Raw genomic sequence first — 24,816 nt, 5'->3', positions numbered from 1 at the left:
GCAGTCTAGGAGCAGACAACACCCGTCCGAGAGAAGGCTTTACCCTCAGTGCTCGTGATGAGCCCGCTCACCCCAGGCAGTATCCGACCCGGGAAGCACCAGGTTCAGCAGAATGGCAACGATGCCACACAGGGCAATACCCTCCACCCCGAAAATCGCCATACCGCCAATACCGAACACCAGGGTCACACCCACGATTACCAGGTTGCGGGCCTGGGACAGGTCCACCTGGTTGCGGATCAGGCTGTTCAGCCCCACCACCGCGATAGAACCGAACAACAGGCACAGGATGCCGCCCATCACCGGAACCGGGATTGTCTGCAGGGCCGCGCCGAACTTGCCCACAAAGGCCAGTACGATAGCCACCCCTGCAGCCCACAGCATTACCCGCGGGTTAAAGTTCTTCGTCAGCATCACCGCTCCAGTCACCTCGGAATAGGTCGTGTTGGGCGGTCCGCCCAGGAACGCGGCGGAACTGGTGGCCAGGCCGTCGCCCAGCAGGGTGCGGTGCAGGCCCGGCTTCTTGAGGAAGTTCTTGCCGGTCACGTTGCTGATCGCCAGCACATCACCGATGTGTTCAATGGCCGGGGCAATGGCCACCGGAATCATGAACAGGATCGCCCCCCAGCTGAATGAAGGGGACTGGAAGGCCGGCATGGAAAACCAGGCCGCTTCCGCAATCGGGGAGAAGTCCACAATCACCGGCGTTACGTTGAAAACGCCGGACAGCCATGTGAGCAGGTAGCCAACGATAATGCCGACCATAATGGGGATCAGCCGGAAAATGCCTTTCGCCCATACGGAAACCACAATGGTCACCAGCAGGGAAATCATGGCAATCACTATGGCTGGCTTGTACGGAACCAGTTCGACTGAGCCATCACCGGTATGGCCAGTGGCCATGTTTACCGCGACCGGGGCCAGCCCCAGGCCGATAACCATGATCACCGGGCCAATGACCACGGGCGGCAACAGCCGGTTGATGAAGCCGGTGCCCCGCAGGCGCACAGCGCCGCTCAGCAGGATGTAGAGCAGGCCGGCCGCCACCAGGCCGCCGAGAATCTCCGGAATGGAGAACTGGTTCTTCGCCGCCATGATCGGTGCAATAAATGCGAAGGACGATGCCAGGAATACCGGCACCTTGCCGCCAGTGACGATGTGGAATATCAGCGTGCCCAGACCGGCAGTGAATAGCGCGACGCTCGGGTCCAGACCGGTGAGCAGGGGCATCAGCACCAGGGCACCAAAAGCCACCAGCAGCATCTGGGAACCGGCCAGGGCCTGGCGCCAGACCGGCTCGCCGGCGTAGTCCTCCCTCAGGGAAGTGGTGTGATCAGCATCCTGCATGTCAGACGTCCTTCTGCTTGGTGCCGAAGATCTTGTCACCGGCATCACCAAGGCCGGGAAGGATGTAGCCTTTCTCGTTCAGGCGTTCGTCCACGGAGGCGGTATAGATGGAGACATCGGGGTGCTTTTCCAGCACCTTTTCGACACCTTCCGGAGCTGCCACCAGGACCAGGGCCCGGATTTCTGTGCTGCCCGCCTTTTTCAGCAGGTCGATGGTGGAAATCAGCGAACCACCGGTTGCCAGCATGGGGTCGACGATCAGTGCCATGCGCTGGTCCAGTTCACCTACCAGTTTCTCAAGGTAGGTGGAGGCTTCCAGGGTTTCCTCGTTGCGGATCTGGCCCACGACACTGACCCTCGCCACCGGTATCAGGCTCAGCACACCGTCCAGCATGCCCAGGCCAGCCCGCAGGATCGGTACGATGGTGACTTTCTTGCCACCGATCTGCTCCACCTCTACCGGGCCTGCCCAGCCATCAATGGTTTCCTTGCTCAGGGTGAAATCCTTGGTGGCTTCGTAGGTCAGCAGCGATGCCACTTCCTGGGCAAGCTCGCGGAAATTCTTGGTGCTGATGTCGGCTCGGCGCATCAGGCCGAGTTTGTGCTGGATAAGGGGGTGTTTGACTTCGTGAATGGGCATGGTTCACCTGTCAGCTGGTCGGGTGGGATTTGCGCAAGGATACCGTATCGGCGCAGCTCAGTCAGGGGGGATTCTGGAGAAAATGTTAGAAATGGTATGGATCTTGCCGCTAGTCCGGGTAAGGCGGCCCGGGCGTCAAAAAAACGGCCCTGGCCATTGCAGCAAGAACCACCATTGTGGAGATTTCCGTCAACATGGACCGGGCCCTTGTCCTGAATAACGTCAAATCCCTGACGCGGGGAAACCTGGGCATTCCCATTATGCTCGTGGCACTGCTGGGCATGATGATCCTGCCGATGCCGGCGTTTCTGCTGGACGTACTTTTCACGTTCAATATTGCCCTGTCCATTACCATCCTGCTGGTGTGTGTGTATGCCCTGCGACCCATGGAGTTCGCGGCGTTTCCCACCGTCCTGCTGGTAGCTACCCTGTTGCGCCTGGCCCTGAACGTGGCTTCCACCCGGATCGTCCTGCTCAACGGGCACGAGGGTGGCGACGCTGCCGGTAAGGTGATCGAGTCTTTCGGTGCGGTACTGATCGGCGGTAACTACGCTGTGGGCCTGGTGGTATTTGCCATTCTCATGATCATCAATTTCCTGGTGGTCACCAAGGGCGCTGGCCGGGTATCCGAAGTCAGCGCCCGTTTTACCCTGGATGCCATGCCCGGCAAGCAGATGGCCATCGACGCCGACCTCAACGCCGGTCTGATCAACCAGGACGAGGCGAAGCACCGCCGGGAAGAGATTGCGCAGGAAGCGGACTTTTACGGCTCCATGGACGGTGCCAGCAAGTTTGTCAAAGGCGATGCAGTCGCCGGCCTGCTGATCCTGTTCATCAACCTGATCGGGGGTATCGGTATCGGCATGCTCCAGCACAGTCTGGATTTTGGCGTTGCCACCCAGAACTATGCCCTGCTGACCATTGGTGACGGCCTGGTAGCCCAGATTCCGTCGCTGTTGCTCTCCACGTCTGCGGCCATCATGGTCACCCGGGTAACCAGCAGCCAGGATATGGGCGGGCAGATCCTCAAACAGATGTTTGATGCCCCCAAGGCGCTGGCCATCGCCGCAGCTATCCTGATCATGCTGGGCCTGATTCCTGGCATGCCCCATGTGGCCTTCCTGGGACTGGGGCTGCTGGCGGCCGGAGCGGCCTGGTGGATCTGGAAGCAGGGCCGCCAGGCGGTTGAGGAAGACGGCAGCAGCAGCTGGCCGACAACCTCACGTAGTGGTGGCGGCCAGGCCGCGCCAACCGGCGGTGCCCGTCCGGAGGCAGGAGACCAGGGGCATGCCTTGCCGGCGCCACCGGAGAATAAGGAACTGGGCTGGGACGACGTGGCAACGGTGGATATTGTTGGCCTGGAAGTGGGCTACCGCCTGATTCCCATGGTGGACAAGTCCCAGGGTGGTCAGCTGCTCAGTCGTATAAAAGGGGTGCGGAAGAAGCTTTCCCAGGATTTGGGCTTCCTGATGCCGTCGGTGCATATCCGTGACAACCTGGACCTGATGCCCAACGTCTATCGCATCACCCTGATGGGTGTAACCATCGCCGAGGCGGAAATCCATCCGGAACGGGAACTGGCGATTGATCCGGGGCAGGTGTTCGGCAAGGTGGACGGCATTGCCGGCAAGGATCCCGCCTTCGGCCTGGATGCCATCTGGATCGAGCCGGACCAGAAAGACAATGCCCAGACGCTTGGCTACACCGTGGTTGACGCCAGCACCGTCGTCGCCACACACCTGAACCAGATCCTGCAGAGCCACGCCCATGAACTGCTCGGCCACGAGGAAGTGCAGAAGTGGCTCGACCAGTTGGAGAAAGTTTCGCCCAAGCTTGCGGAAGAGCTGGTGCCGACCACCGTGTCTATCTCCATCCTGCTGAAAGTGCTGCAGAGCCTGCTGCAGGAAGAAGTGCCCATCCGTGATATGCGCTCCATTGCCGAAGCCATCGTCAACGTCCATCCCAAGAGCCAGGACCCGAAGGTCCTTACCACGGCTGCCCGTCAGGCACTGCGGCGAATGATCGTGCAGAGCATCTGCGGTAACGACAAAGAGATACCGGTTATCACCCTGGATCCGGAACTGGAACAATTATTGCTGAAGAGTCAGCAACAGAGTCAACAATCCGGCGGCGGTGACGACATCGGCCTGGTCCTTGAACCGGGCATGGTGGAGAAACTGCAGCGCTCCCTGCAGGAGAGCGCCCAGCGGCAGGAAATGATGGGCAAGCCCGCCATCCTGCTGGTATCCGCCCCCCTGAGGCCGGTGCTGGCGAAGTTCGCCAGCTACGGGGTAGAGCGCCTGCACGTGCTCTCGTACCAGGAAGTGCCGGATAACAAGCAGATCACCATCGTGGCGTCGGTCGGCCAGTAACGACCCACCGGGAGGTAGAGACAGATGAAGGTAAAACGGTTCTTTGCGGCAACCATGTCCGCCGCCCTCAAGCAGGTCCGCGAGTCCATGGGCGACGATGCGGTGATTCTTTCCAGCCGCCGGATAGATGGCGGTGTCGAGATTGTTACGGCACTGGACTATGACGAAAACATGGCACGCCAGAAGCTTGGCGACGCTGCTGCGGACGCCACCAGCGATGGCCGCCTGGCCGAGCTGCAGGCGGAACAACACCTCCGCTTGCAGGAAGAACTTGACCGCTCCCGTAGCCGTATCCGCAACTTGCGGGAGCAGCGCGGTGGCTACGAGCCCCGGCAGCGGACTCCGGCTGGCAAGGAGTACCTGGATACCGACGACCTGCCATCCCTGTCATCACCCCGTCAGCCTGGCGTGCACGCGAGTGCCGCGGGCGCGGAACGGGCCCATGTTCCAAGTGAGTCCGGTGCCAGTGACGAACTGGCGGTGATGCGCCGTGAGCTGGACTCGCTGAGGGCCATGATCAGCGAGCAGGGCGCCGCTGGCCACAAGGTCACTCCGCTGGCCAGGTCGCAGGCTGACGCGGAAGAGGCCCTGGATGCAGTTCGCAAGCGCCTCGCGGAGCGCCTTGAGGAATTCGGTCTCAGTGGTTCGCTGGCGGCAAGCCTGGCCCGTCAGAGTGGTCGTGGCAAACTCGAGGATAACTGGAAGCGCTCGCTGCGTACCCTGGCAGCGGGCCTCAGAACCGGTAGTGGTGACTGGGCTACTCGTGGTGGTATCTACGCCCTGGTAGGGCCTACCGGCTCCGGCAAGACGACTACGATTGGCAAGATTGCCGCCCAGTACGTGCTGGAGCATGGCGCCGACTCCCTGGCGCTGGTCACCACCGATCGCTATCGGGTAGCGGCCCATGAGCAGCTGTTCGTGTTCGGCCGTATCCTGAATGTGCCGGTACGGGTGGTGGATGACAGCCACAGCCTTGATGAGGTGCTGGATGAGCTGGAAGACCGGCACCTTGTGCTGATTGATACCGCTGGCCTGTCCGGCGCCGATCCCGGTTGCCAGGAGCAGCTGGCCGAGCTGGCGAACAGCCGGCACCGGGTGAGTCCGCACCTGGTGGTGCCGGCCACCAGCCAGTCGAGAATCATGAAATCCATGTGGCATTGCTATAAGATGGCGGGTCTTGCAGGCTGCATAATGACCAAGCTGGATGAGGCGCTGACCCTCGGTGAAGTCCTGGGCTTTGCCCTGGAAACCGCCCTGCCTGTGGCCTGGGTCACCGACGGCCAGAAGATTCCCCAGGACCTGCATCCAGCCAATGCGGCGTCACTGGTGCGTCTTGGCGTGGAACGACTGCGGGACGTGCGCAAGCAGCAGGCCATGGCTGAAGGTGCCTGAAGTGCAGCAGCGGCCGGGAACCGGACGTGGTCGGCGCCCTGCAGGCTTATTGTGTGAATAAGTACAACCTCGGCAGGAACAGACAACCACTATGAGCAGACCACATCCGGTTCAGGTAATCGCAGTCACCGGTGGCAAGGGTGGCGTGGGCAAGAGCAACGTTTCGGTCAACCTTGGCATTGCCCTGTCACAGATGGGGCGGCGGGTCATCCTGCTGGATGCCGACCTGGGCCTGGCCAATATTGACGTCCTGCTGGGAATCAGTGCCAAGCGCAACCTCGCTGACGTGCTGTCCGGTGAATGTGACCTCCGTGACGTACTGGTTAACGGCCCCGGCGGTGTCAGGATTGTACCGGCCTCTTCTGGCACCCAGCGTATGACCCAGCTCTCCCCCATGGAGCACGCCGGCCTGATCAATGCCTTCAGCGAGCTGGGTGACCAGGTAGACGTGCTGATCGTCGATACTGCCGCCGGCATTTCCGAAAGCGTGGTCAGTTTCCTGCGGGCCGCCCAGGAGTTGCTGCTGGTGGTCTGCGACGAGCCTACCTCCATTACCGATGCCTACGCCCTGATAAAACTGATGAACCGGGACTACGGTATTAACCGTTTCCGCATACTCGCCAACCAGGTCCGTAACGAGCAGGAAGGCAAGCATCTGTTCGGTAAACTGACCCGTGTCACCGAGCGGTTCCTTGATGTTGCATTACAATACGTCGGCATGGTTCCTTATGATGAGGCCGTGCGCAAGGCCGTGCAGCGTCAGCGAGCCGTGCTGGACGCCTACCCGCGGGCCAAGGCGTCACTGGCCATCAAGGCCCTGGCGGAGCAGGTGGACAGCTGGCCCCTGCCCACATCGCCCCGGGGGCACCTGGAGTTTTTCGTGGAGCGCCTGGTAGGCAGTAACACTTGATCCATTCCTGAAGTACGGGTTAACCGGATAAATGACTTTGGCCAGAAGACTCGGAATCTACCACCAGACCGGTCGGGACAGCGCCCATCAGCTGGTGGAACAGCATGCGCCGCTGGTCAAGAAAATTGCCCTGCACCTGATGGCCCGGTTACCGGACTCGGTTCAGCTTGACGACCTTGTCCAGGCGGGCATGGTTGGCCTGCTGGAAGCGGCTGCCAAGTACCAGTCTGACCGGGGTGCATCCTTTGAAACCTATGCCGGCATTCGCATCCGGGGCGCGATTGTGGATGAGATCCGCAAGGGTGACTGGGTGCCCCGCTCCGTTCACCGTAACGCCCGTCGGGTATCGGCCGCCATCAAGGCTGTGGAGGATCGGGAAGGGCGCGAAGCCCAGGACCAGGAGGTGGCACAAGAGCTGGGTATGAGCCTTTCCGAGTACCACTCGTGTCTCAGTGATGCCAGCTCCGGCCGACTTTTTTCCCTCGATGAGCTCAATGAAACCGGCGAGCTGCCGATACAGGAACAGGAAGGTTCGGATAATCCGCTGGATGATGTGTCCGGCGCGGCATTCCGGCATAACCTGGCGGCCGCCATCAATGACCTGCCAGAACGGGAAAAGCTGGTACTCAGCCTGTATTACCAGGAAGAGCTGAACCTCAAGGAAATCGGCGCGGTGCTCGGCGTGAGTGAAAGCCGGGTGAGCCAGATTCACAGCCAGGCCGCACTTCGCTTGCGGGGCAGGCTATCGGACTGGCAGGCAGGGGACGCAGGCTCGGTCTGACGCCTGGCATGGCCGGTATAGAAAGATGGTTACAGCAGAATCGTTCGATAACACATTGAAACGGTAAGCATCGCTCAGACTGCTAGAATGACGCCACGGCTGAGGATCTGACAGCAGTGCGGGCAGGGCAGCGCCTGCCAACGGCCCTGACAGGGCCAGGTCAACATTCCGGCGAAGACCAACTGGAGGTCCCATTGGACAAGAACATGAAAATTCTCATTGTGGACGACTTTTCCACAATGCGGCGGATCATCAAGAACCTGCTCCGTGATCTCGGATTCACCAACACCGACGAGGCGGATGACGGCAACACCGCCCTGCCCATGTTGAAAACAGGCAAGTACGACTTCCTGGTGACGGACTGGAACATGCCAGGCATGTCCGGGTTTGATTTGCTCAAGGCGGTACGGGCCGACGAGAACCTGAAGGATCTGCCGATCCTGATGGTGACGGCTGAAGCCAAGCGAGACCAGATCGTAGCGGCGGCCCAGGCCGGCGTTAACGGTTATGTGGTCAAGCCATTTACGGCTGCCGTACTCAAGGAGAAGATCGAGAAGATCTTCGAGCGAATCCAGTAAGGCCCGTTTACGCCTTGAACCCTGAACTGACTGTCCGGATGTGCTCCCATGAGCGAAGACAAACAGAACAGCCCCGGCCTGGACCCGGAAATCACCAGCAAGCTCAAGGAGCAGGCCCAGGCGCTTGTTGAGCAGGTCAACGCTGGTGACTATGCCCGGGCCATGACCCTGATCAATGACCTGAGTGAGGTGAGGGATCAGAGTCTGTACCAGGAGGTGGGTCGCTTGACCCGCAGCCTCCACGAGGCTATCCGCAATTTTCAGATACAGCCCCAGAACCCGGAGCAGCAGGAAGCCCTGTCGAAGATGTCCGATGCCTCGGACCGGCTGCAATACGTCGTTGAAATGACCGGCAAGGCCGCTAACCGCACCATGGACCTGGTGGAAGACGCCATGCCCCGGGCCAACGCCATGTGCGAACAGGCGCGGTCCCTGCGGGATGACTGGCAACGATTGCGTCGCCGCGAAATGGCGCCTTCAGAGTTCCGCGAGCTGTATGGTCGCATTGACCGTTTCTTCGAGAGCCTCGCGGACGACGCCGAGAAGATGTACACCGATCTGTCTGAAATCCTGCTGGCCCAGGATTTCCAGGACCTGACCGGCCAGGTCATCCAGAAAGTGACCGCGCTGGTGAAGGAAGTGGAAGAGAACCTGCTTAGCCTGGTGGTCATGGCCAGCCACGTGGACCAACTGACCGGAACGGTCCACGAATTGAAGGAAAAGGAATCCTCGATCAAGGGGGAAGGACCCCAGATGCGCGCCGCAGAGCGGTCTGACGTTGTTTCCGGACAGGACGACGTTGACGACCTGCTGTCCAGTCTCGGCTTTTAAGTGAGGTAGTTGCATGGCATTTGATGCAGACGAAGAGATTCTCCAGGACTTCCTGGTGGAGGCCGGGGAGATCCTGGAACTGCTCTCCGAACAACTGGTGGACCTGGAACAGCACCCGGAAGACAGTGATCTGCTCAATGCCATCTTCCGTGGCTTCCACACCGTTAAGGGCGGCGCCGGTTTTTTGCAGCTTGACGCGCTGGTGAACTGCTGTCACTCCGCCGAGAACGTGTTCGATACCCTGCGTAACCACAAGCGCACGGTGACCTCGGACCTGATGGATGTGGTGCTGCAGGCGCTGGATAACGTCAATGCCATGTTCGACGAGGTCCGCAACCGGGAAGAGCCTACCCCCGCGCCCCAGTCACTGATTGCAACCCTGGACCAGTACGCCCTGCCGGAGGGTGAGTCACCGGTGGACGCTCCGGGGGATTCGCCGGCCCGGCCTGCAGACGATGCCGTGGCCGCCGCAGCCGAGGAGGACCACGGCGATATCACCGATGAGGAATTCGAGCAGCTGCTGGACGCCCTGGAAGACGGCAAGGGTAAGGCGGGGGACAGCGCTTGCGAAGATGCCGGCTCCATCGAGGGTGCGGGTTCATCCAGCAGTGATGACATCAGCGATGACGAGTTCGAGGACCTGCTGGACCAGCTCCACGGCAAGGGCAGGTTCTCCGGCGAGGTGGCCTCCACCGACGTGCCGGACCCGGATGCGGGTGGTCAGCCGGAGGCTGAAAAGCCAGCCGCAGCGGATGACAAAAAAGCCAGTGGTGGCGATAGCGACCTGATTACCGACGACGAATTCGAGCGTCTGCTGGACGAACTCCATGGCAAGGGCAAGAGTCCGGCCCACTCTGCGGGTGATGAAAAGCCCGGGAATTCCGCTCCGCAACCGGCAAGTGACGGTCCTGCTGCGAACAAGTCCGAGCCTGCCACGCAACCCACGGAAGCGTCTGCCCGGCCGACGGCAGCCGCCAAGGCGGCGACGCCTGCGCGTGACAGCCAGGCCCAGGCGGAAACCTCGGTGCGTGTGGATACCAAGCGCCTGGATGACATCATGAACATGGTGGGTGAACTGGTGCTGGTTCGTAACCGCCTGCAGCGCCTGGGTTCGGAGAGCGAAGACAGCGAGATGCACAAGGCGGTGTCCAACCTGGACGTGGTGACCACTGACCTGCAGTCTGCGGTTATGGCGACCCGGATGCAGCCCATCAAAAAGGTCTTTGGTCGCTTCCCAAGGGTTGTGCGGGACCTGGCCCGTAACCTGAAGAAAGAAATTAACCTGGTCATGCACGGGGAAGATACGGACCTGGACAAGAACCTGGTGGAAGCCCTTGCGGACCCGCTGGTTCACCTGGTGCGCAACTCCGTGGACCATGGCATCGAGATGCCGGATGTGCGTGAGCAGGCCGGCAAGCCCCGTCAGGGCACGGTCACCCTGTCAGCTGAGCAGGAAGGAGACCATATCCTGCTGTCCATCGAGGATGACGGTGGCGGTATGGATCCGGAGAAATTACGCCGCAAAGCGGTGGAGAAGGGCATCTACGACCAGGATGCGGCTGATCGGCTGACGGATAATGAGTGCTTTAACCTGATCTTTGCCGCCGGTTTCTCCACCAAGGACCAGATCTCTGATGTGTCCGGGCGTGGTGTGGGCATGGACGTGGTGAAGACCAAGATTAGCCAGCTCAACGGACAGGTGCACGTGGAATCGAAACCGGGCAAGGGCACGGCGATTCGCATCAAGGTGCCGCTGACCCTGGCGATCATGCCGACGCTGATGATCATGCTTGGCAACCAGTCGTTTGCCCTGCCGCTGGTCAACGTGGTGGAGATCTTCCACCTGGACCTGAGCAAGAAGAACGTGGTGGACGGCCGTGAATGTATCGTGGTGCGGGACAAGGTGTTCCCGCTTTTCCACATCAAGCGCTGGCTGGTGCCCTCGGACACAGGTACTGCTGAACCTGAGAATGCCCATGTGGTCATCGTGGCCATGGGTACCCGCCAGGTGGGCTTTGTGGTGGACCAGCTGGTTGGTCAGGAAGAGGTGGTCATCAAGCCCCTGGGCCGGGCCTTACAGGGAACGCCGGGTATGGCGGGCGCCACCATTACTGGCGATGGCCGCATCGCCCTGATCATTGATGTGCCCAGTCTGTTGCAGCATTACGGCTGACGGGGCGGGTATTGGATAGGGGGAGTGAATGACAGTTTCTGTCCTGGTCGTTGATGATTCCGGGTTCTTCCGCAAGCGACTGACGGAAATTCTCAACGCTTCCGGCTCTATCAAGGTTGTGGGCGCTGCTACCAACGGCCGTGAAGGCGTGGAAATGGCGGAAAAGCTGCGACCGGACGTCATCACCATGGACTATGAAATGCCGGTGATGAACGGCATCGCAGCGGTGAAGGAAATCATGCGCCGTTGCCCGACGCCGGTACTGATGTTTTCCTCCCTGACCTACGAGGGCGCCCGGGTGACCCTCGACGCCCTGGAAGCCGGCGCCGTCGACTTCCTGCCCAAGAACTTCGAAGACATTGCAAAGGACGGCTCGGAACTCCAACGCATCCTGCGGGAGCGCATCCTGGACGTCGCCCGCAGTAGCCCGCGGGCTGGCCGGGGTCATGCCGCACCATCCTCACCCCGGCCGGCGCCAGCCAGCCCACGACCAGCCGCTGCCCCGCCGGGCCGTCGTGAGCCAGCCGTTTCGCGTCCGGCACCGGCTGATACCCAGGCACCCCGCCAGGAGCCGGAAGCACCGCCACGCTCCAGCCGGCGGCGTACCGCCAGCCGTCACTACGATGTGGTGGCCATCGGCACCTCCACCGGCGGCCCCATCGCCCTGCAGAAAGTGCTGGTGAACCTGCCTGCCAATTTCCCGGCGCCACTGGTATTGATACAGCACATGCCTGGCAGCTTTACCCCGGCCTTTGCCGAGCGACTGAACAAGCTTTGTCGCATCCAGGTGCGCCAGGCGGAAGACGGTGACATGCTGCGCCCCGGCCTGGCCCTGCTGGCACCGGGTGGCAAGCAGATGATGATCGAGAACCGGGGTGGCCAGGGTCGGGTACGTATCCTTCCCGGCGATGACCGGCTCAACTACAAGCCCAGCGTGGATGTCACCTTTGGCTCCCTGGCCCGCAGCTTCCCCGGGAAGACCCTTGGGGTAATCCTTACCGGTATGGGAGCCGACGGCAAGGAAGGCAGCCGGATGATGAAGCAGACCGGATCGGTGATCTGGTCCCAGGACGAGAAATCGTCGGTCATCTATGGCATGCCCATGGCGGTCGCCCGGGCCGGCCTGAGTGATGAAATCCTGTCGCTGGATGAGGTCGGGCCGCGCCTGGTTGAAGGGGTCCACTGATGGATATCCTCAGCCTGCTGGGCATTATCCTGGCCTTTGCTGCGCTGCTTGGGGGCAATATGCTGGAGGGTGGCACCCTGGCCTCCCTGTTCAACCTGCCGGCGGCACTGATCGTTATCGGCGGCACCCTGGCCGCTACCATCCTGCAGACGTCTGCCGGCCTCCTTCGCCGCGCCTTTAGCCAGGCCCGTTGGGTGTTTTTTCCGCCCTATGTCGGCCTGGAAGAAGGGGTGGGCAAGGTCATGGACTGGAGCGTCAAGGCCCGCAAGCAGGGCCTGCTTGGCCTGGAGGGCATCGCCGAGAAAGAGCCCGAACCCTTTGCCCGCAAGGGCCTGCAGTTGCTGGTGGACGGTGCTGAAACCGAGACCATCCGCAGCGTGTTGGAAGTGGACCTGGAATCCCGCGAACAGCGTGACCTGGAAGCGGCCCAGGTGTTCGAGGCCATGGGTGGATATTCCCCCACCATCGGCATTATCGGAGCGGTAATGGGGCTGATCCAGGTGATGACCAACCTGACGGATCCATCCACCCTGGGTGCCGGTATCGCCACCGCGTTTGTGGCAACCATTTATGGGGTCGCCCTGGCCAACCTGCTGTTCTTTCCCGTTGCCAACAAGATGCGGGAGATCGTGCGCCGCCGCAGTCGCTACGAAGACATGATGATTGACGGCATTATCGCCATCGCCGAGGGCGAAAACCCCCGGTCCATCGAGATGCGTTTGCGGGGGTTTATTCAGTCATGAGCCAGCGCGCAGGGGGAACCCATGAGGCGTCGATCCAGGCGGGCTGAAGTAGCCCAGAACCGGGAGCGGTGGCTGATTTCCTACGCGGATTTCATCACCCTGCTGTTCGGGTTCTTCGTGGTGATGTACTCGGTATCGTCGGTGAACGAAGGCAAGTACAAGGTGCTTTCGGAAACCCTCACCGGGGTCTTCAACGCGCCCCAGCGGGCAATTACCCCCATTCCAGTGGGTGAGCACCCCGGCCTGGTGGCACCCGCCCGCGACCAGGTAATCCCGCCACCGGTTGCACCCGCGCCGGCTGAGCAATCGACCACGGTCCGTGAACAGGCCCAGCGCAGTGAAGCCCTGCAGAGCATGGCCAACCAGTTTGCCCTGGAGTTCGACAGACTGATAGGGCAGGGCGTGGTCAGCCTGCAGAGCAGTGACAAGTGGATTGAGTTGAGTATGCGGGATAGCCTGCTGTTCGGTAGCGGTGAAGCCGAACCCCACTATGATGCCTTTCCGGTCATGGAGCGTATCGCCGACATCCTGCGGGACAAGGACAATGCTGTACGGGTGGAAGGCTTCACTGATGACCAGCCTATCCGTACCAGCCAGTACCCCTCCAACTGGGAGCTGTCCTCCGCCCGGGCGGCAGCGGTGGTTCGCATGCTGGCGGGGGAGGGCGTGGATCCATCGAGGATGGCTGCTATCGGCTATGGTGCCTGGCAGCCGGTAGCCCGTAACGATACGGAAGAAGGTCGCCGTCGCAACCGCAGGGTGGTGTTGCTTATTTCCCGGGACGCTGCGATCCGGGGCGTGGTCCGGTCAAGGTGAACCGGCCGGCTGCAGACCGGGGCGCCAGGGGTGGCACGATATCTGTATTACTGTCTGAGAAAGGTTGAATTCGACCGGACAGGAAGCCTGCCGCCGGCAACGGCTTGCCGGCGGCAGGCTTCCGGGCGCATCGGTAAATTTCAGGTAACAGCGGTTTCCCACGGGGGATACCGGATCAGGAGAAGGCTTTGTGCGGATCTGGGCAGTAGCGAATCAGAAAGGCGGCGTGGGCAAGACCACGTCGGTGGTAACCCTTGGCGGCCTGCTCGCCGAGCAGGGGCACCGTGTACTGGTGGTTGACCTGGACCCCCACGGCTCCCTGACCAGCTGGTTTGGCTATGATCCTGACCGGCTCTCCCACAGCGTGTTCGACCTGTTCCAGCACGGCGGCAAGGTACCCGAGGACCTGCCCGCGCAGCTGGTTACCGAGACCAGCTGCGAACACCTGTCACTGTTGCCGGCGAGCACCGCCCTGGCTACCCTCGAGCGCAAGATGGTGGGTGTCGAGGGTATGGGACTGATTGTGTCCCGTGCGTTGGCCCGGCTCTGGGATGACTTTGACTATGTGCTACTGGATAACACCCCGTCACTCGGGGTGCTGATGGTAAACGCGCTGGCGGCTGCCCAGCACCTGATCGTTCCGGTGCAGACTGAGTTCCTCGCCCTCAAGGGGCTGGAGCGAATGCTGCATACCTTGCAGATGATCATGCGCTCCCAGAAGAACCGGCTGGAATACACCATTGTCCCGACGCTCTATGACAAGCGTACCCAGGCCTCGGTAAAGAGCCTGAATGAACTGCGGCGCACCTATCCGGAAGAGTTATGGCGTTTCATGATTCCCGTGGATACCCGCTTCCGGGATGCCAGCCAGGCCGGTGTGGTGCCGTCCAGGCTGGATGCGGACACCCAGGGCGTTCGGGCCTACCGGCGGCTGTTGCAGGATCTGCAGGAGGGCACGACCTCATGGCAGCACAACTAGCAATTTCACCGGGCAGGCTTTCAGGTGACGGTTTTTCGACGCCGGGCCTGGGTTGCCAAGGGGGGCGTCATGGCAGCAGAGCGTAGTCCTCGCCGGCGAGCGGAACTGGCAGACCCTTCTGCGGCGCTGGTCAGTTACCTGGACGACCTGCTCCATACCGCCACATCGACGGAGCCAGAGGTGGAGGAGCCTTTGCCTGTCGAGCCGGAGGTGGACACTCCATCCACGGCAGCGAATACAGGGACTGGAGAAGCCATTGCGCCGGACCTCACCCCTGTCGAGGCAGCACCCGAACCGGAAGTTGCCGAGCAGCTGGCGCCGGTTCCCGCTCCGGTGGCCGAGCCGGTCGTTCGCGAGCAGGCTGAAAACCTGACGGTCCCTGAACCTGAGCCCCTGCCGGAAGGGCGTCCCTGCTGGGCAGACCGACCCTTCGAATGCCTGATATTCCGGGTAGCGGGCCTGCAGTTGGCGGTCCCACTGGTACTGCTGGGCGCCATCCACCGGATTGAAGAGCGGATCAAGCCGATTCCCGGACGTCCGCCCTGGTATATGGGTATGCTGCCGGACCGTGGGGTGAACCTGAAAGTAGTGGACTCCGCCCAGTGGATCATGCCCGGCCGTGCCCCGGCGGATGCCCGTGACGGCTACCGTTTTGTGATCCGGCTGGATGACAGCGACTGGTCACTGGCCTGTGACGAAGTGGCGGAATCCTTCACCCTCGATCCGGATCAGGTACGTTGGCGTACTTCCCGTAGCAAGCGCCCCTGGCTGGCAGGGACGGTGGTGCAGCATATGTGTGCCCTGATTGACGTGGGCGCCATGGCCAGGTTGTTGGCTAGGGCAGAGAAAGAGCAGAGGCTGGACCTGGAGTAGGCGATTACCCCCTGGATTCCGGGGTCATACTCAAGTTTTCCCCGGCGCCGGCCGATACTCACCTCAGACCGGCATAATGGTACCCGCCGGCAGTTACCAAATGAAACCGTACCACTCTGGCACGGTTTGTGCCCCTGACTATAGTATGGGGCGCTGACGATGGTTTTTTGACATCAGGCTGTCCCGTTGACGGATGGCCTGCCAGGAGATAAGGCATTATGGCATCCGATAACGGACAGAACAGTCAGGCCCGAGACGACAAGGTTCTTCAGTACGTCACCTTCCGCCTGGATGACGAGACCTACGGCATTGATGTAATGCAGATCCAGGAAGTGCTGCGTTACACCGAAATCGCGCCGGTTCCCGGTGCCCCGGACTATGTGCTGGGCATCATTAACCTGCGCGGTAACGTGGTCACGGTAATCGACACCCGTCGCCGGTTTGGCCTGGCGGACGCGGAGGTGACGGATGCCACCCGCATCGTGGTCATGGAGTCTGACAGCCAGGTGATGGGTATCCTGGTGGATTCCGTTGCCGAGGTGGTATACCTGAAAGCCAGTGAGATCGAGACGGCACCCAATGTGGGGAACGAGGAAAGCGCCAAGTTCATCCAGGGTGTCTGCAACAAGAATGGCGAGCTAATCATTCTTGTGGAATTTGACAAGATGCTGTCCGATCACGAGTGGGCGGAAATCGCCGCACTCTGACCCTGAAGATGGTCACCCTCCCTCCGGGAAGGTGATTGGAAAGCAGCGGTCAGGGCTGGTCCACCGCCTGGCGTGATCACTACCTGACGAGGACTGAGTGATGATGACCACCGACTGGACCACCCTGGCACCCTGGGCCCTGACCGTTCTGGCTTTAGTTCTGCTGGGCGTTCAGGGGCTGATGAATGCCCGCCGCATTGCCCGCCTGCGCCAGCAGTTGCGGGATAACAGCGAAAACCTGGTTCGTGAGCTCCATGCCACCAGCAGTGGCAGCATCGGGGTGGGCAACCGGGTGATTGCCTGCGAACGCCAGCTCCATGAGCTGCGTGCCCAGTTTGACGAGATGCGCCAGAACGATCCGCTGAGGGTCTCCTATGATGAAGCCTCGCGCCTGGTGGACCTGGGTGCTGACGTGGATGACCTGATGAATACCTGTGGCATCTCCCGCCCGGAAGCGGAGCTGGTCTCAGCCCTGCGCCGGCGCCAGAAACGGGCGGCGTAAGGCGGAGATTCAGCCAACGTCACCTGGCGTCTTTCCCTGCAGGTGGAAGGCAAACGCCAGGATTTCGGCGATCACCCGGTACAGCGTTTCCGGGATTTCCTCGTCCAGGTCCAGCCGCGCCAGGATTCCGGCGAGTTCGGCGTTCTCGTAAAGAGGCACGTCGTGCTCCCGGGCTATGCGGATAATCTCCTCCGCCACCTCGTCAAGCCCGCTGGCCGCGACGGTAGGCGCCCGCTTGCCGTCGTATTTCAGGGCCACGGCGGTTTCCCTTCCCGGTTTGCGTTGCTCAGTCATGGTGCCCATCCGTTGTCGTGACTCTCATGCCCGGGTATCCAGCAGCCGGTGTTCCAGCCGGGTCGGTGTGACTGGCGGCTGGCCCCGGCGGCATTCCAGTTCCGATACTTCCAGTCCCAGTTCCGTCAGGCGCGTGCGCAGGTCTCCCAGTTGCCGGGTGACCAGTCTGGCGGTGCCTTGCTGTTCAGCCCAGACGCGGGCGGATACCGCACTCTGGCGCAGAGCCACGTCAAAGAACACCTTGCCGGCCTCGTCCAGGTCCATGGCGAGGGACAGTCGCCACTCGGCCACGCCGGTTTTGCGGGGACTGGACGCCCCCTCCTGGCCGGGTTTCTCATAATCGATGCGAAGCTGGGCGGTTCTTACCTCACCCCCCGGAGCCATCCAGGGCAGGTCGGTGATCAGGGTGTTGGCCGGCGTGCCGGCATCGCCGCCGGCGCGGGTGGTCAGCAATTGGCTGTGAAGCTGGTTAACGGTGATCCGGTTAAGCATTCCTGCCAGTAAACGAAGCATCTGGCCTGGTGAGGCCGGCTCCCGGGCTTCGGCCATCGCCACTGGCGGTGTGGTCGGTACCGGGAACTGCAGGGGAGAGGTGACCAGTTCCTGGCTGGGAAGCGGGGTGAAGCGGGTGAACTGGTCACTGCCGAGGCTCTGATGCTGCAGCAGGGTCAGAGCCAGCCGACCCAGTGCCAGCTTCAGGTCCGCGGGGCCGGCTTCAGTGCTGCCACGTGCCAGGCTGGCCTCGGCGAGTACACCACTGCTGGCCAGCCACTGCCTGACGGCTGCGGCATCCAGCGTACTTTTCAGCGGTGTAGCCTGAGCGGTGGCGCCCGTGCCCTGACCGGTGACGTTCTGGCCGGCCACCGGCCTGAATGTCGGTGGCCCGTTATCCGCCGGCACTTGTGGCAACAACCGGGCAATGACCTGCAAGGCTTCCCGGACCGGCGCGGGCAATGCCTCTATGGAGCCGGGCAGGGTCGTCGCCCCGGGGGCATTCCTGAACCCGCCGGTTAACGTGGCCAGTAATCGGGTCAGGCCGCTGTCCAGGTTCTGCTGCCAGGGCAGGTGACGAAGCAGCGCTTGTCCCAGCCGGGTCTCCGCGGTGGCCGGTAGTTTGTCCAGCAGGGTGAGGGACTGGCCCTCGCGCATGAGACGGATGAGGTCACCGGCTTTCAGCTCGGGTCCGTTGGCAGGCAACTCCACCGTCACTCGTTGCCCGCGCACCTCAAGTATCGCTTGCTGGCCCCCGCGCTGAGTCAGCAATTCGGCCACCCGGGCCACCACCGCCTGGCGGTTTTCCAGCTGCAGTTGCCGGAGTTGTTGCATCGGGTCCGGCTGGACGCTGGCCTTCGCCGCAGACGGTGGTTTCGACGGCTGAGGGGGGATCGGGTTACCGTGCGGTAATTTCATGGCTTTTGTTAAGTACGACGCGTGGTTTTGATGTCAGGCAAGAGTAATCAATGGCCTGTTTCTATATAATAGCGACCTTGCCGGGAGTTCACCCGGTCGCCGCCGGCACTACCGGCGAAAACGCATTATCCGGGGTGGCTTCTGGGGCTGCCCCCCGTACGTCGGGGCCTTGATGACTGAGCCGCTGCAACACGCTGACCACTTGCTGAGGGCCGAGGCCCTGGAATGCGAGCGAGACGGCCGGACGCTCTTCAGTGATCTGAGTTTCTCCATAGTGCCGGGAACCCTCACTCGTGTCGAGGGCCCCAATGGTTCCGGCAAGACTACCCTGTTGCGAATCCTGGCGGGCCTCAATGACAACTGGTCCGGCCAGGTGTATTGGTGCGGCGAGCCCCGGCAACGGCACTGGGACCAGGTGCGCAGGAATGTGCTCTACCTGGGTCACCGTCCGGGTATCAAGATGCTGCTGACGCCGCTGGAAAACCTCCAGGCCCTGGTGGCCGGCCGCCAGTACGTACCGGATAACATTCTGACACAGGCCCTGGAACAGGTCGGTCTTGGACCCTGGACACAGGTACCCTGTAGCCAGTTGTCCGCCGGCCAGAAACGTCGGGTGGCACTGGCCAGGTTACTGTTCGCGGACGAACCAGTGTGGCTTCTGGACGAAGCCTTCACGGCCCTGGATGTGGACGCCGTAGCCGCGGTTGAACGGCTGCTGGAGGACAGGGTGCGTCAGGGAGGGGCCGTGGTCATGACCACACACCATGAACCAGCCCTTAAGGGTATGCGACGTATTCGCCTGGGCGCAGCCGGTGAACCAGAGTCGGTCGCCCACGCAGTGGGGGAGGGGGGCTGAATGGGGCAGCAGGAATCCATGTCGGTAAGGGTACTCGACCCTGTCACCACGTCCCCCGGCCTGTGGCAGTCCATGATCGCGGTGCTGCGGCGGGATCTGCGCCTGAGCGTTCGCCAGAAACAGGACCTCCTGAATCCACTGCTGTTCTTTGTGATGGTGGTGGCGTTGTTCCCCCTGGGCGTCAGTCCCGAGTCGGACTTTCTGAGAGAGGCCGGTGCAGGAATACTGTGGGTTGGTGCCCTGCTGGCGACACTTCTGTCCCTGGATCACCTGTTCCGGTTTGATTACGAGGACGGCACACTGGAGCAGATGGCCCTGCAGCCGCAGCCGCTTTTCGTGCTGGTTCTGGCAAAGACCCTGGCGCACTGGCTGGTCACCGGGCTCCCGCTGGTCATCCTGACCCCCATGTTGGGTATGATGTTGTTCCTGGACGGGAACTCTGTTGCCGTTCTTTGTCTAACGCTGCTGATCGGAACGCCGGTGCTGAGCCTGATCGGGTCGGTGGGAGCAGCGCTGACTGTGGGATTACGGGCCGGAGGTGTGCTCTTGTCGCTGCTGGTGATCCCTCTGTATATTCCGGTGCTGATTTTTGGTACCGGGACTGTCATGGCTGCGGCCGGCGGCTCGGACGTGTCCGGGCACCTGGCCCTGATGGCCGCGATACTGGTCCTGGCGCTGGTGCTGGCGCCACTGGCCGCAGCCGTGGCCCTGAAAATCAGTTTATCGGCGTCCTAGGCCGCGACCCTTTATCACGCAGGCCGATGTCGCCCACAGGTATAAAATCAGGGGATATACCCGATGTGGCAATTTTTTCACAAGCTGGGGTCACCGAAGTGGTTCTATGGTATCGCTGGCCGCTTCATGCCCTGGTTGCTGGGCTTCGGGCTGCTGCTGGCCCTGGCCGGGATCGTCTGGGGGCTGGCATTTGCGCCGAGGGATTACCTGCAGGGTAACAGTTACCGGATCATCTTCATTCATGTGCCAACCGCGTTCCTGGCTCAGTCTGTCTACATGATGATGGCCGTGGCCGGGGTCATTACCCTGGTATGGAAAATGAAGCTCGCGGATGTGTTTGTCCGCGCGGCAGCACCAGTGGGTGCGATTCTCACCGTGCTGGCCCTGTTCACTGGTGCGGTCTGGGGCAAGCCTACCTGGGGAACCTGGTGGATCTGGGATGCACGGCTGACCTCCATGCTGATCCTGCTGTTCCTCTACCTGGGCATTATCGGACTCGCCCATGCCTATTCCGACGAAAAAACCGCAGCCCGGGCGGTGGCGGTGCTGGCGGTCGTGGGGGTGGTGAATATTCCCATCATCAAGTACTCAGTGGAGTGGTGGAACACCCTGCACCAACCGGCCACCTTCAAGCTGACAGAAAAGCCGACCATGGTCCCGGAAATGTGGGTGCCGCTGTTGCTGGCCGTGCTGGGCACCTACCTGTTGTTTGGCTGGGCGGCGCTCTATCGCATGCAGACCGAGGTGTTGCGGCGTGAGCGTCGCACCCGCTGGGTGAAAGAACTCATCGCCGCCGGCGGCGGTTCGCAACTCAAATCCGGAGGGGCCTGAGAACATGGCGTTTGATTCCTTCAGTGCCTTTGTCGTCATGGGGGGGCATGGCCCCTATGTCTGGACCTGCTACGGCGTGTTCTTCCTGTTGGTGGCTCTGATAGCCTGGCTCTCCATAAGGGACCGGCGCCAGGTGGTGCGCAGCCAGCAGCGGGAACAGGCAATGGTATCCTCCGGGCAGGCTGACACGGCCCGCAGGGACCTTGCCGGCGGCAGCTTCCAACGTATTCCAACTACCCAAAATGAGTCGATCAGCAAGTCATGAACCCAGCACGCAAGCGCAAGCTCACCATCGTCCTGTTCCTGCTGGCCGGAGTGGCCGTCGCCGTCGGCCTGACCACCTATGCGTTCCGGCAGAACATCAACCTGTTCTACGATCCCACCCAGATTGCCGAGGGCGAGGCACCCGTCAACGTCCGCATCCGTGCGGGCGGTATGGTGGAAGAAGGTTCCGTGAAGCGGGATCCGGACAGTCTCAAGGTTCAGTTCCGGGTAACGGATTACTCGTCCTCGGTGACCGTGCGCTACGAAGGCATCCTGCCGGACCTGTTTGCTGAAGGGCAGGGCGTGGTGGCTACCGGGCAGCTCAATGAGAACCGGGAGTTTGTCGCCAGTGAGGTACTGGCCAAGCACGATGAGCAATATATGCCCCCGGAGGTCAGCGAGGCTTTGGAGCGCTCCGCTGCCCGCGCCCGGGAAGAGGGCCGGGAGATGCCCCAGTACTGATTGCCTGACGCCATTTACCCGACTCCAGAACGGAGAGAACCATGCTTCCCGAACTCGGACAAGTCACTCTCATTATCGCCCTGCTGCTCTCGCTGCTGCTATCGGTAGTTCCGCTCTACGGCTCGCTGACGGCCCGTGACAGCCTGCAGGCGTTCGCCCGCCCCCTCAGTGCCGGGCAGTTCGTGTTTATCGCCATCGCCTTTGGCATTCTTACCAATGCCTTTATGGTAGACGACTTCTCGGTGGCCTACGTGGCCAACCAGAGCAACAGTCTGATGCCCTGGTACTTTAAGTTCAGCGCGGTATGGGGTGGCCATGAGGGTTCCCTGCTGTTGTGGATTCTCATGCTCAGCGGCTGGACCCTGGCGGTTGCGACCTTCAGCCGTCGCTTGCCTTCGGTGATGGTTTCCCAGGTGCTTTCCGTAATGGGTATGGTGGCTGTTGGCTTCCTGCTGTTCATCCTGATGACCTCCAATCCCTTTGATCGCATTCTCCCCAATGTGCCGGCGGACGGGGCTGACCTGAATCCGTTGCTGCAGGACTTCGGCCTGATTGTTCACCCGCCAATGCTTTATATGGGGTACGTTGGCTTTTCGGTGGCCTTTGCCTTCGCCATTGCCGCGCTGATCAATGGCCGTCTGGATGCCGCCTGGGCACGGTGGTCCCGGCCCTGGACCACGGTTGCCTGGGGTTTCCTGACGCTGGGTATTGCCCTGGGTAGCTGGTGGGCTTACTACGAGCTCGGCTGGGGCGGCTGGTGGTTCTGGGACCCGGTGGAAAACGCTTCCCTGCTGCCCTGGATTTCCGGTACCGCGCTGATGCACTCCCTTGCGGTGACCGAGAAGCGGGGCGTGTTCAAGAGCTGGACAGTGCTGCTGGCGATCCTCACCTTCGCGCTTAGCCTGCTGGGGGCCTTCCTGGTTCGCTCGGGCGTTATTACCTCGGTACATTCGTTTGCATCCGACCCCACCCGTGGCGCGTTCCTGTTGCTGTTGCTGGCCATTACCGTCATTGGCAGCCTGACGCTTTACGCCTTCCGGGCGCCGGTGGTGCACACCCGGGCAAAGTTTGGTCCGTTGTCCCGAGAAGTCTTCCTGCTGATGAACAACGTCCTGCTGATGGCGGCCATGCTGCTGGTGCTCGTCGGGACCATCTTCCCCCTGATTTCCGACTATTTCGAGCTGGGCAACATCTCCATTGGCGAGCCTTTCTTCAACCTGACTTTCAGCCCGATTGCCGTAGTAGTCGGCATATTGCTGGGTGTAGGGATTTTCTCCCGCTGGAAGAAGACCGATGAGGGCTATTTGCTCCGCAAGATGGTTATTCCCACCGTGGTGAGTTTGATTGTCGCGTTCGTCGTGGTGCTGACCATGGGTAATGCGGTGTCACCTGAGGGTACCGGTTTCTGGAACAACTTCAGTCTGTGGGCGTTTTTTGGCGTACTGTCAGCCAGCTGGTGCGCCGCAGCAACCCTGCAGGATGTATGGAACAAATCCGGTTCCCGCCATGGTCGCCTGCACGGGCTGCGCCGTCAGTCCCGCAGTTTCTATGGCATGGTGCTGGGCCACCTGGGCCTGGCCATGGTGATCGCCGGAGCCACCGTGGTTAACAACTATGGCATCGAGCGGAATGTTCGTATGGGCCCTGGTGACACCGCCTCGGTTGGTGACTATCAGTTTCACTTTGCGTCAGTGGGCGAGCGGGAAGGAGCCAACTTTACCGCCCTGGTTTCCCGCTTTGAGATAAGCAGGGACGGCGAACTGGTGAGTACGCTTTACCCCGAACGTCGCCGGTACGTTGTGCAGCGCAACGTGATGACGGAAGCAGGTATTGATGCCGGCTTCCTGCGGGATATCTTTGTGGCGGTGGCCGAGCCGGTATCCAGCAATGCCTGGGCGGTGCGGCTGCAGTACAAGCCCCTGGTCCGCTGGACCTGGCTGGGCGCGCTGGTGATGGCGATTGGTGGCTTCCTTGCCATTGCCGACCGTCGTTACCGCATCAAGGATGAGGCTACGGAACGCCGCAAGGCCACGGTTACCGGTAATGCAGGCACTGACGGCCGGCCGGCGGAGGCAGGGGCATGAAGCGTGCACTGCTGTTCCTGCCCGTTATCGTCGCCGTGGCATTCGGTATTTTCCTGTATACCGGGCTGGGCAAGGATCCCCAGGAGCTGGAATCCGCCCTCATTGGCAAACCGGTGCCGGCGTTCGAGCTGGCGGATCTGAAGTACCCGGATCGCACGCTCACGCCGGACGTATTCCAGGGCCAGGTATCCCTGCTTAACGTGTGGGGCACCTGGTGCCCTGCCTGCCGGGATGAGCACGATGACCTGATCTGGCTGGCGGAAGAAAAGGGCATTCCGGTGATTGGCCTGAACTACAAGGACAACCGCAACCAGGCCCTGCGCTGGCTGCAGGACCTGGGTGATCCCTACCAGATCACCCTGTTTGATCCCCAGGGCAAGCTCGGCTTTGACCTCGGTGTCTATGGTGCGCCGGAAACCTACGTGATCGACAAGCAGGGTATCGTGCGCTATCGCCATGTCGGTGTGGTTAACCCTGAGGTCTGGGAACAAAAGCTGGGTCCCGTGGTTCGCCGTTACCAGCAGGAGGGTTCATGAGACATTGGCTGATGATGCTGCTGGCTATGGCGGTAGCAACGGGTGCCCTGGCTCAGTCCGGCAATTCGCCAGCGACTGCCCAGGATATCTACCCGCTGGCTACGGAAGCAGAGCGTGAGCGGTTTGACCGCCTGCTCAATGAGCTTCGTTGTCCGAAGTGTCAGAACCAGAACATTGCCGACTCTGACGCGCCCATCGCTGAGGATATGCGGGACGAAGTCTACCGCATGGTGAAAGACGGAGCGGATGAGCAGACCGTGGTGGCTTCCATGGTCGAACGTTTCGGCGAGTTTGTGCATTACAAGCCAGCCTTCGACGCCCGCACTGCCCTGTTGTGGCTGTTGCCGGCCATCGTGGTGCTGATCGGGTTGCTCGTTATCGTGGTGATCGTCCGGCGTTCCGGCAATGGCGGCGAAGACGATGGCGCCCAGCTGACCGAGGAACAGCGCCGCCAGGCTGATGAACTGTTACGGCGCCAGTAACCGGCTCCTGAACCCATCCCCGGATTCAACTG

At 61.5% G+C, this 24,816-nt stretch carries 26 protein-coding genes; 22 read left to right on the top strand and 4 right to left on the bottom strand.

The window, feature by feature from the left end:
- Positions 1-45: 45 nt before the first annotated feature.
- Entirely contained in the window at positions 46-1,347 is a 1,302-nt protein-coding gene (locus LJ360_RS12920; RefSeq protein WP_264994175.1) for a uracil-xanthine permease family protein, read from the bottom strand.
- Between the two features lies 1 nt (position 1,348).
- Complete coding sequence (upp, locus tag LJ360_RS12915; RefSeq protein WP_091848581.1) at positions 1,349-1,987, bottom strand: uracil phosphoribosyltransferase; 639 nt, start codon at positions 1,985-1,987, stop codon at positions 1,349-1,351.
- A 194-nt stretch (positions 1,988-2,181) separates the two neighbouring features.
- Between upp and flhA the strand changes: the two genes are divergently transcribed.
- From flhA to LJ360_RS12845, 14 genes are all read left to right on the top strand, one after another.
- Complete coding sequence (gene flhA, locus LJ360_RS12910; protein ID WP_264996039.1) at positions 2,182-4,359, top strand: flagellar biosynthesis protein FlhA; 2,178 nt, start codon at positions 2,182-2,184, stop codon at positions 4,357-4,359.
- Between the two features lie 24 nt (positions 4,360-4,383).
- Positions 4,384-5,751, top strand: coding sequence for a flagellar biosynthesis protein FlhF (gene flhF, locus LJ360_RS12905; RefSeq protein ID WP_264994174.1), 1,368 nt, complete (start codon positions 4,384-4,386; stop codon positions 5,749-5,751).
- 91 nt (positions 5,752-5,842) lie between these two features.
- Positions 5,843-6,661, top strand: coding sequence for a MinD/ParA family protein (locus LJ360_RS12900; protein ID WP_264994173.1), 819 nt, complete (start codon positions 5,843-5,845; stop codon positions 6,659-6,661).
- Positions 6,662-6,692: 31 nt separating this feature from the next.
- Complete coding sequence (locus tag LJ360_RS12895; protein WP_091848578.1) at positions 6,693-7,442, top strand: RNA polymerase sigma factor FliA; 750 nt, start codon at positions 6,693-6,695, stop codon at positions 7,440-7,442.
- Positions 7,443-7,636: 194 nt separating this feature from the next.
- Positions 7,637-8,020, top strand: a complete 384-nt coding sequence (gene cheY, locus LJ360_RS12890) for a chemotaxis response regulator CheY (protein WP_091848577.1) — start codon at positions 7,637-7,639, stop codon at positions 8,018-8,020.
- A gap of 48 nt (positions 8,021-8,068) precedes the next feature.
- Positions 8,069-8,851 carry a protein phosphatase CheZ gene (locus LJ360_RS12885; protein ID WP_091848576.1) on the top strand — a complete coding sequence of 261 codons (783 nt, stop codon included), beginning with the start codon at positions 8,069-8,071 and terminating at the stop codon, positions 8,849-8,851.
- A 13-nt stretch (positions 8,852-8,864) separates the two neighbouring features.
- A complete protein-coding gene (locus LJ360_RS12880; RefSeq protein WP_264994172.1) occupies positions 8,865-11,024 on the top strand; it encodes a chemotaxis protein CheA in 2,160 nt (719 codons plus the stop codon).
- A gap of 28 nt (positions 11,025-11,052) precedes the next feature.
- Complete coding sequence (locus LJ360_RS12875; protein WP_264994171.1) at positions 11,053-12,210, top strand: protein-glutamate methylesterase/protein-glutamine glutaminase; 1,158 nt, start codon at positions 11,053-11,055, stop codon at positions 12,208-12,210.
- Positions 12,210-12,953 carry a flagellar motor protein gene (locus tag LJ360_RS12870; RefSeq protein ID WP_091848573.1) on the top strand — a complete coding sequence of 248 codons (744 nt, stop codon included), beginning with the start codon at positions 12,210-12,212 and terminating at the stop codon, positions 12,951-12,953. The genes LJ360_RS12875 and LJ360_RS12870 overlap by 1 nt, the downstream gene beginning before the upstream one ends.
- Positions 12,954-12,974: 21 nt before the next feature.
- Positions 12,975-13,769, top strand: a complete 795-nt coding sequence (gene motD, locus LJ360_RS12865; RefSeq protein ID WP_264994170.1) for a flagellar motor protein MotD — start codon at positions 12,975-12,977, stop codon at positions 13,767-13,769.
- A gap of 190 nt (positions 13,770-13,959) precedes the next feature.
- Positions 13,960-14,748: a ParA family protein gene (locus tag LJ360_RS12860; protein WP_091848571.1), complete on the top strand. Its 789-nt coding sequence runs from the start codon at positions 13,960-13,962 to the stop codon at positions 14,746-14,748.
- A gap of 69 nt (positions 14,749-14,817) precedes the next feature.
- Positions 14,818-15,621, top strand: a complete 804-nt coding sequence (locus LJ360_RS12855; RefSeq protein ID WP_264994169.1) for a chemotaxis protein CheW — start codon at positions 14,818-14,820, stop codon at positions 15,619-15,621.
- Positions 15,622-15,839: 218 nt separating this feature from the next.
- Complete coding sequence (locus LJ360_RS12850; RefSeq protein WP_091848569.1) at positions 15,840-16,328, top strand: chemotaxis protein CheW; 489 nt, start codon at positions 15,840-15,842, stop codon at positions 16,326-16,328.
- 103 nt (positions 16,329-16,431) lie between these two features.
- The gene (locus LJ360_RS12845; protein ID WP_091848692.1) at positions 16,432-16,830 is read left to right on the top strand and encodes a DUF2802 domain-containing protein; all 399 of its coding nucleotides are present in this window, start codon (positions 16,432-16,434) and stop codon (positions 16,828-16,830) included.
- Positions 16,831-16,839: 9 nt separating this feature from the next.
- On the opposite strand, the gene LJ360_RS12840 is transcribed toward LJ360_RS12845, so the two are convergent.
- The gene (locus tag LJ360_RS12840; protein WP_264994168.1) at positions 16,840-17,124 is read right to left on the bottom strand and encodes an EscU/YscU/HrcU family type III secretion system export apparatus switch protein; all 285 of its coding nucleotides are present in this window, start codon (positions 17,122-17,124) and stop codon (positions 16,840-16,842) included.
- A 24-nt stretch (positions 17,125-17,148) separates the two neighbouring features.
- On the bottom strand, positions 17,149-18,534 hold the full coding sequence (locus LJ360_RS12835) for a flagellar hook-length control protein FliK (RefSeq protein ID WP_264994167.1): 1,386 nt from the start codon (positions 18,532-18,534) through the stop codon (positions 17,149-17,151).
- Positions 18,535-18,706: 172 nt separating this feature from the next.
- On the opposite strand from LJ360_RS12835, the gene ccmA reads away from it, so the two are divergent.
- From ccmA to LJ360_RS12795, 8 genes are all read left to right on the top strand, one after another.
- Positions 18,707-19,390 (top strand): cytochrome c biogenesis heme-transporting ATPase CcmA, encoded by a 684-nt coding sequence (ccmA, locus tag LJ360_RS12830; RefSeq protein ID WP_091848567.1) that lies wholly within the window; start codon positions 18,707-18,709, stop codon positions 19,388-19,390.
- A gap of 72 nt (positions 19,391-19,462) precedes the next feature.
- Positions 19,463-20,125, top strand: coding sequence for a heme exporter protein CcmB (gene ccmB / locus LJ360_RS12825; RefSeq protein WP_245742429.1), 663 nt, complete (start codon positions 19,463-19,465; stop codon positions 20,123-20,125).
- Between the two features lie 63 nt (positions 20,126-20,188).
- Entirely contained in the window at positions 20,189-20,956 is a 768-nt protein-coding gene (locus tag LJ360_RS12820) for a heme ABC transporter permease (protein WP_264994166.1), read from the top strand.
- Positions 20,957-20,960: 4 nt separating this feature from the next.
- Positions 20,961-21,221, top strand: a complete 261-nt coding sequence (gene ccmD, locus LJ360_RS12815; RefSeq protein WP_264994165.1) for a heme exporter protein CcmD — start codon at positions 20,961-20,963, stop codon at positions 21,219-21,221.
- Positions 21,218-21,682, top strand: a complete 465-nt coding sequence (gene ccmE, locus LJ360_RS12810; RefSeq protein ID WP_091848564.1) for a cytochrome c maturation protein CcmE — start codon at positions 21,218-21,220, stop codon at positions 21,680-21,682. Before ccmD ends, ccmE begins: the two co-directional genes overlap by 4 nt.
- 41 nt (positions 21,683-21,723) lie before the next feature.
- On the top strand, positions 21,724-23,766 hold the full coding sequence (locus LJ360_RS12805; protein ID WP_264994164.1) for a heme lyase CcmF/NrfE family subunit: 2,043 nt from the start codon (positions 21,724-21,726) through the stop codon (positions 23,764-23,766).
- The gene (locus tag LJ360_RS12800; protein WP_091848562.1) at positions 23,763-24,302 is read left to right on the top strand and encodes a DsbE family thiol:disulfide interchange protein; all 540 of its coding nucleotides are present in this window, start codon (positions 23,763-23,765) and stop codon (positions 24,300-24,302) included. Before LJ360_RS12805 ends, LJ360_RS12800 begins: the two co-directional genes overlap by 4 nt.
- Entirely contained in the window at positions 24,299-24,784 is a 486-nt protein-coding gene (locus LJ360_RS12795; RefSeq protein WP_413774364.1) for a cytochrome c-type biogenesis protein, read from the top strand. The genes LJ360_RS12800 and LJ360_RS12795 overlap by 4 nt, the downstream gene beginning before the upstream one ends.
- Positions 24,785-24,816: the final 32 nt, after the last annotated feature.

It is taken from the genome of Marinobacter sp. AN1 (assembly GCF_026013985.1).
GTDB classification, from domain to species: domain Bacteria; phylum Pseudomonadota; class Gammaproteobacteria; order Pseudomonadales; family Oleiphilaceae; genus Marinobacter; species Marinobacter segnicrescens.
This window is presented reverse-complemented; position numbering and strand designations above follow the sequence as displayed.

Excerpts from the sequence above, each read along its gene's own strand:
- LJ360_RS12895 (WP_091848578.1), top strand. The coding sequence starts at position 6,693 with ATGACTTTGGCCAGAAGACTCGGAATCTACCACCAGACCGGTCGGGAC.
- LJ360_RS12920 (WP_264994175.1), bottom strand. The coding sequence starts at position 1,347 with ATGCAGGATGCTGATCACACCACTTCCCTGAGGGAGGACTACGCCGGC.
- ccmB (WP_245742429.1), top strand. The coding sequence starts at position 19,463 with ATGATCGCGGTGCTGCGGCGGGATCTGCGCCTGAGCGTTCGCCAGAAA.
- motD (WP_264994170.1), top strand. The coding sequence starts at position 12,975 with ATGAGGCGTCGATCCAGGCGGGCTGAAGTAGCCCAGAACCGGGAGCGG.
- upp (WP_091848581.1), bottom strand. The coding sequence starts at position 1,987 with ATGCCCATTCACGAAGTCAAACACCCCCTTATCCAGCACAAACTCGGC.
- LJ360_RS12850 (WP_091848569.1), top strand. The coding sequence starts at position 15,840 with ATGGCATCCGATAACGGACAGAACAGTCAGGCCCGAGACGACAAGGTT.
- LJ360_RS12840 (WP_264994168.1), bottom strand. The coding sequence starts at position 17,124 with ATGACTGAGCAACGCAAACCGGGAAGGGAAACCGCCGTGGCCCTGAAA.
- LJ360_RS12845 (WP_091848692.1), top strand. The coding sequence starts at position 16,432 with ATGACCACCGACTGGACCACCCTGGCACCCTGGGCCCTGACCGTTCTG.
- LJ360_RS12885 (WP_091848576.1), top strand. The coding sequence starts at position 8,069 with ATGAGCGAAGACAAACAGAACAGCCCCGGCCTGGACCCGGAAATCACC.
- LJ360_RS12900 (WP_264994173.1), top strand. The coding sequence starts at position 5,843 with ATGAGCAGACCACATCCGGTTCAGGTAATCGCAGTCACCGGTGGCAAG.
- LJ360_RS12855 (WP_264994169.1), top strand. The coding sequence starts at position 14,818 with ATGGCAGCAGAGCGTAGTCCTCGCCGGCGAGCGGAACTGGCAGACCCT.
- flhA (WP_264996039.1), top strand. The coding sequence starts at position 2,182 with ATGGACCGGGCCCTTGTCCTGAATAACGTCAAATCCCTGACGCGGGGA.
- LJ360_RS12795 (WP_413774364.1), top strand. The coding sequence starts at position 24,299 with ATGAGACATTGGCTGATGATGCTGCTGGCTATGGCGGTAGCAACGGGT.
- LJ360_RS12870 (WP_091848573.1), top strand. The coding sequence starts at position 12,210 with ATGGATATCCTCAGCCTGCTGGGCATTATCCTGGCCTTTGCTGCGCTG.
- LJ360_RS12880 (WP_264994172.1), top strand. The coding sequence starts at position 8,865 with ATGGCATTTGATGCAGACGAAGAGATTCTCCAGGACTTCCTGGTGGAG.
- LJ360_RS12800 (WP_091848562.1), top strand. The coding sequence starts at position 23,763 with ATGAAGCGTGCACTGCTGTTCCTGCCCGTTATCGTCGCCGTGGCATTC.
- LJ360_RS12835 (WP_264994167.1), bottom strand. The coding sequence starts at position 18,534 with ATGAAATTACCGCACGGTAACCCGATCCCCCCTCAGCCGTCGAAACCA.
- ccmE (WP_091848564.1), top strand. The coding sequence starts at position 21,218 with ATGAACCCAGCACGCAAGCGCAAGCTCACCATCGTCCTGTTCCTGCTG.
- ccmD (WP_264994165.1), top strand. The coding sequence starts at position 20,961 with ATGGCGTTTGATTCCTTCAGTGCCTTTGTCGTCATGGGGGGGCATGGC.
- LJ360_RS12820 (WP_264994166.1), top strand. The coding sequence starts at position 20,189 with ATGTGGCAATTTTTTCACAAGCTGGGGTCACCGAAGTGGTTCTATGGT.
- LJ360_RS12875 (WP_264994171.1), top strand. The coding sequence starts at position 11,053 with ATGACAGTTTCTGTCCTGGTCGTTGATGATTCCGGGTTCTTCCGCAAG.
- flhF (WP_264994174.1), top strand. The coding sequence starts at position 4,384 with ATGAAGGTAAAACGGTTCTTTGCGGCAACCATGTCCGCCGCCCTCAAG.
- ccmA (WP_091848567.1), top strand. The coding sequence starts at position 18,707 with ATGACTGAGCCGCTGCAACACGCTGACCACTTGCTGAGGGCCGAGGCC.
- LJ360_RS12805 (WP_264994164.1), top strand. The coding sequence starts at position 21,724 with ATGCTTCCCGAACTCGGACAAGTCACTCTCATTATCGCCCTGCTGCTC.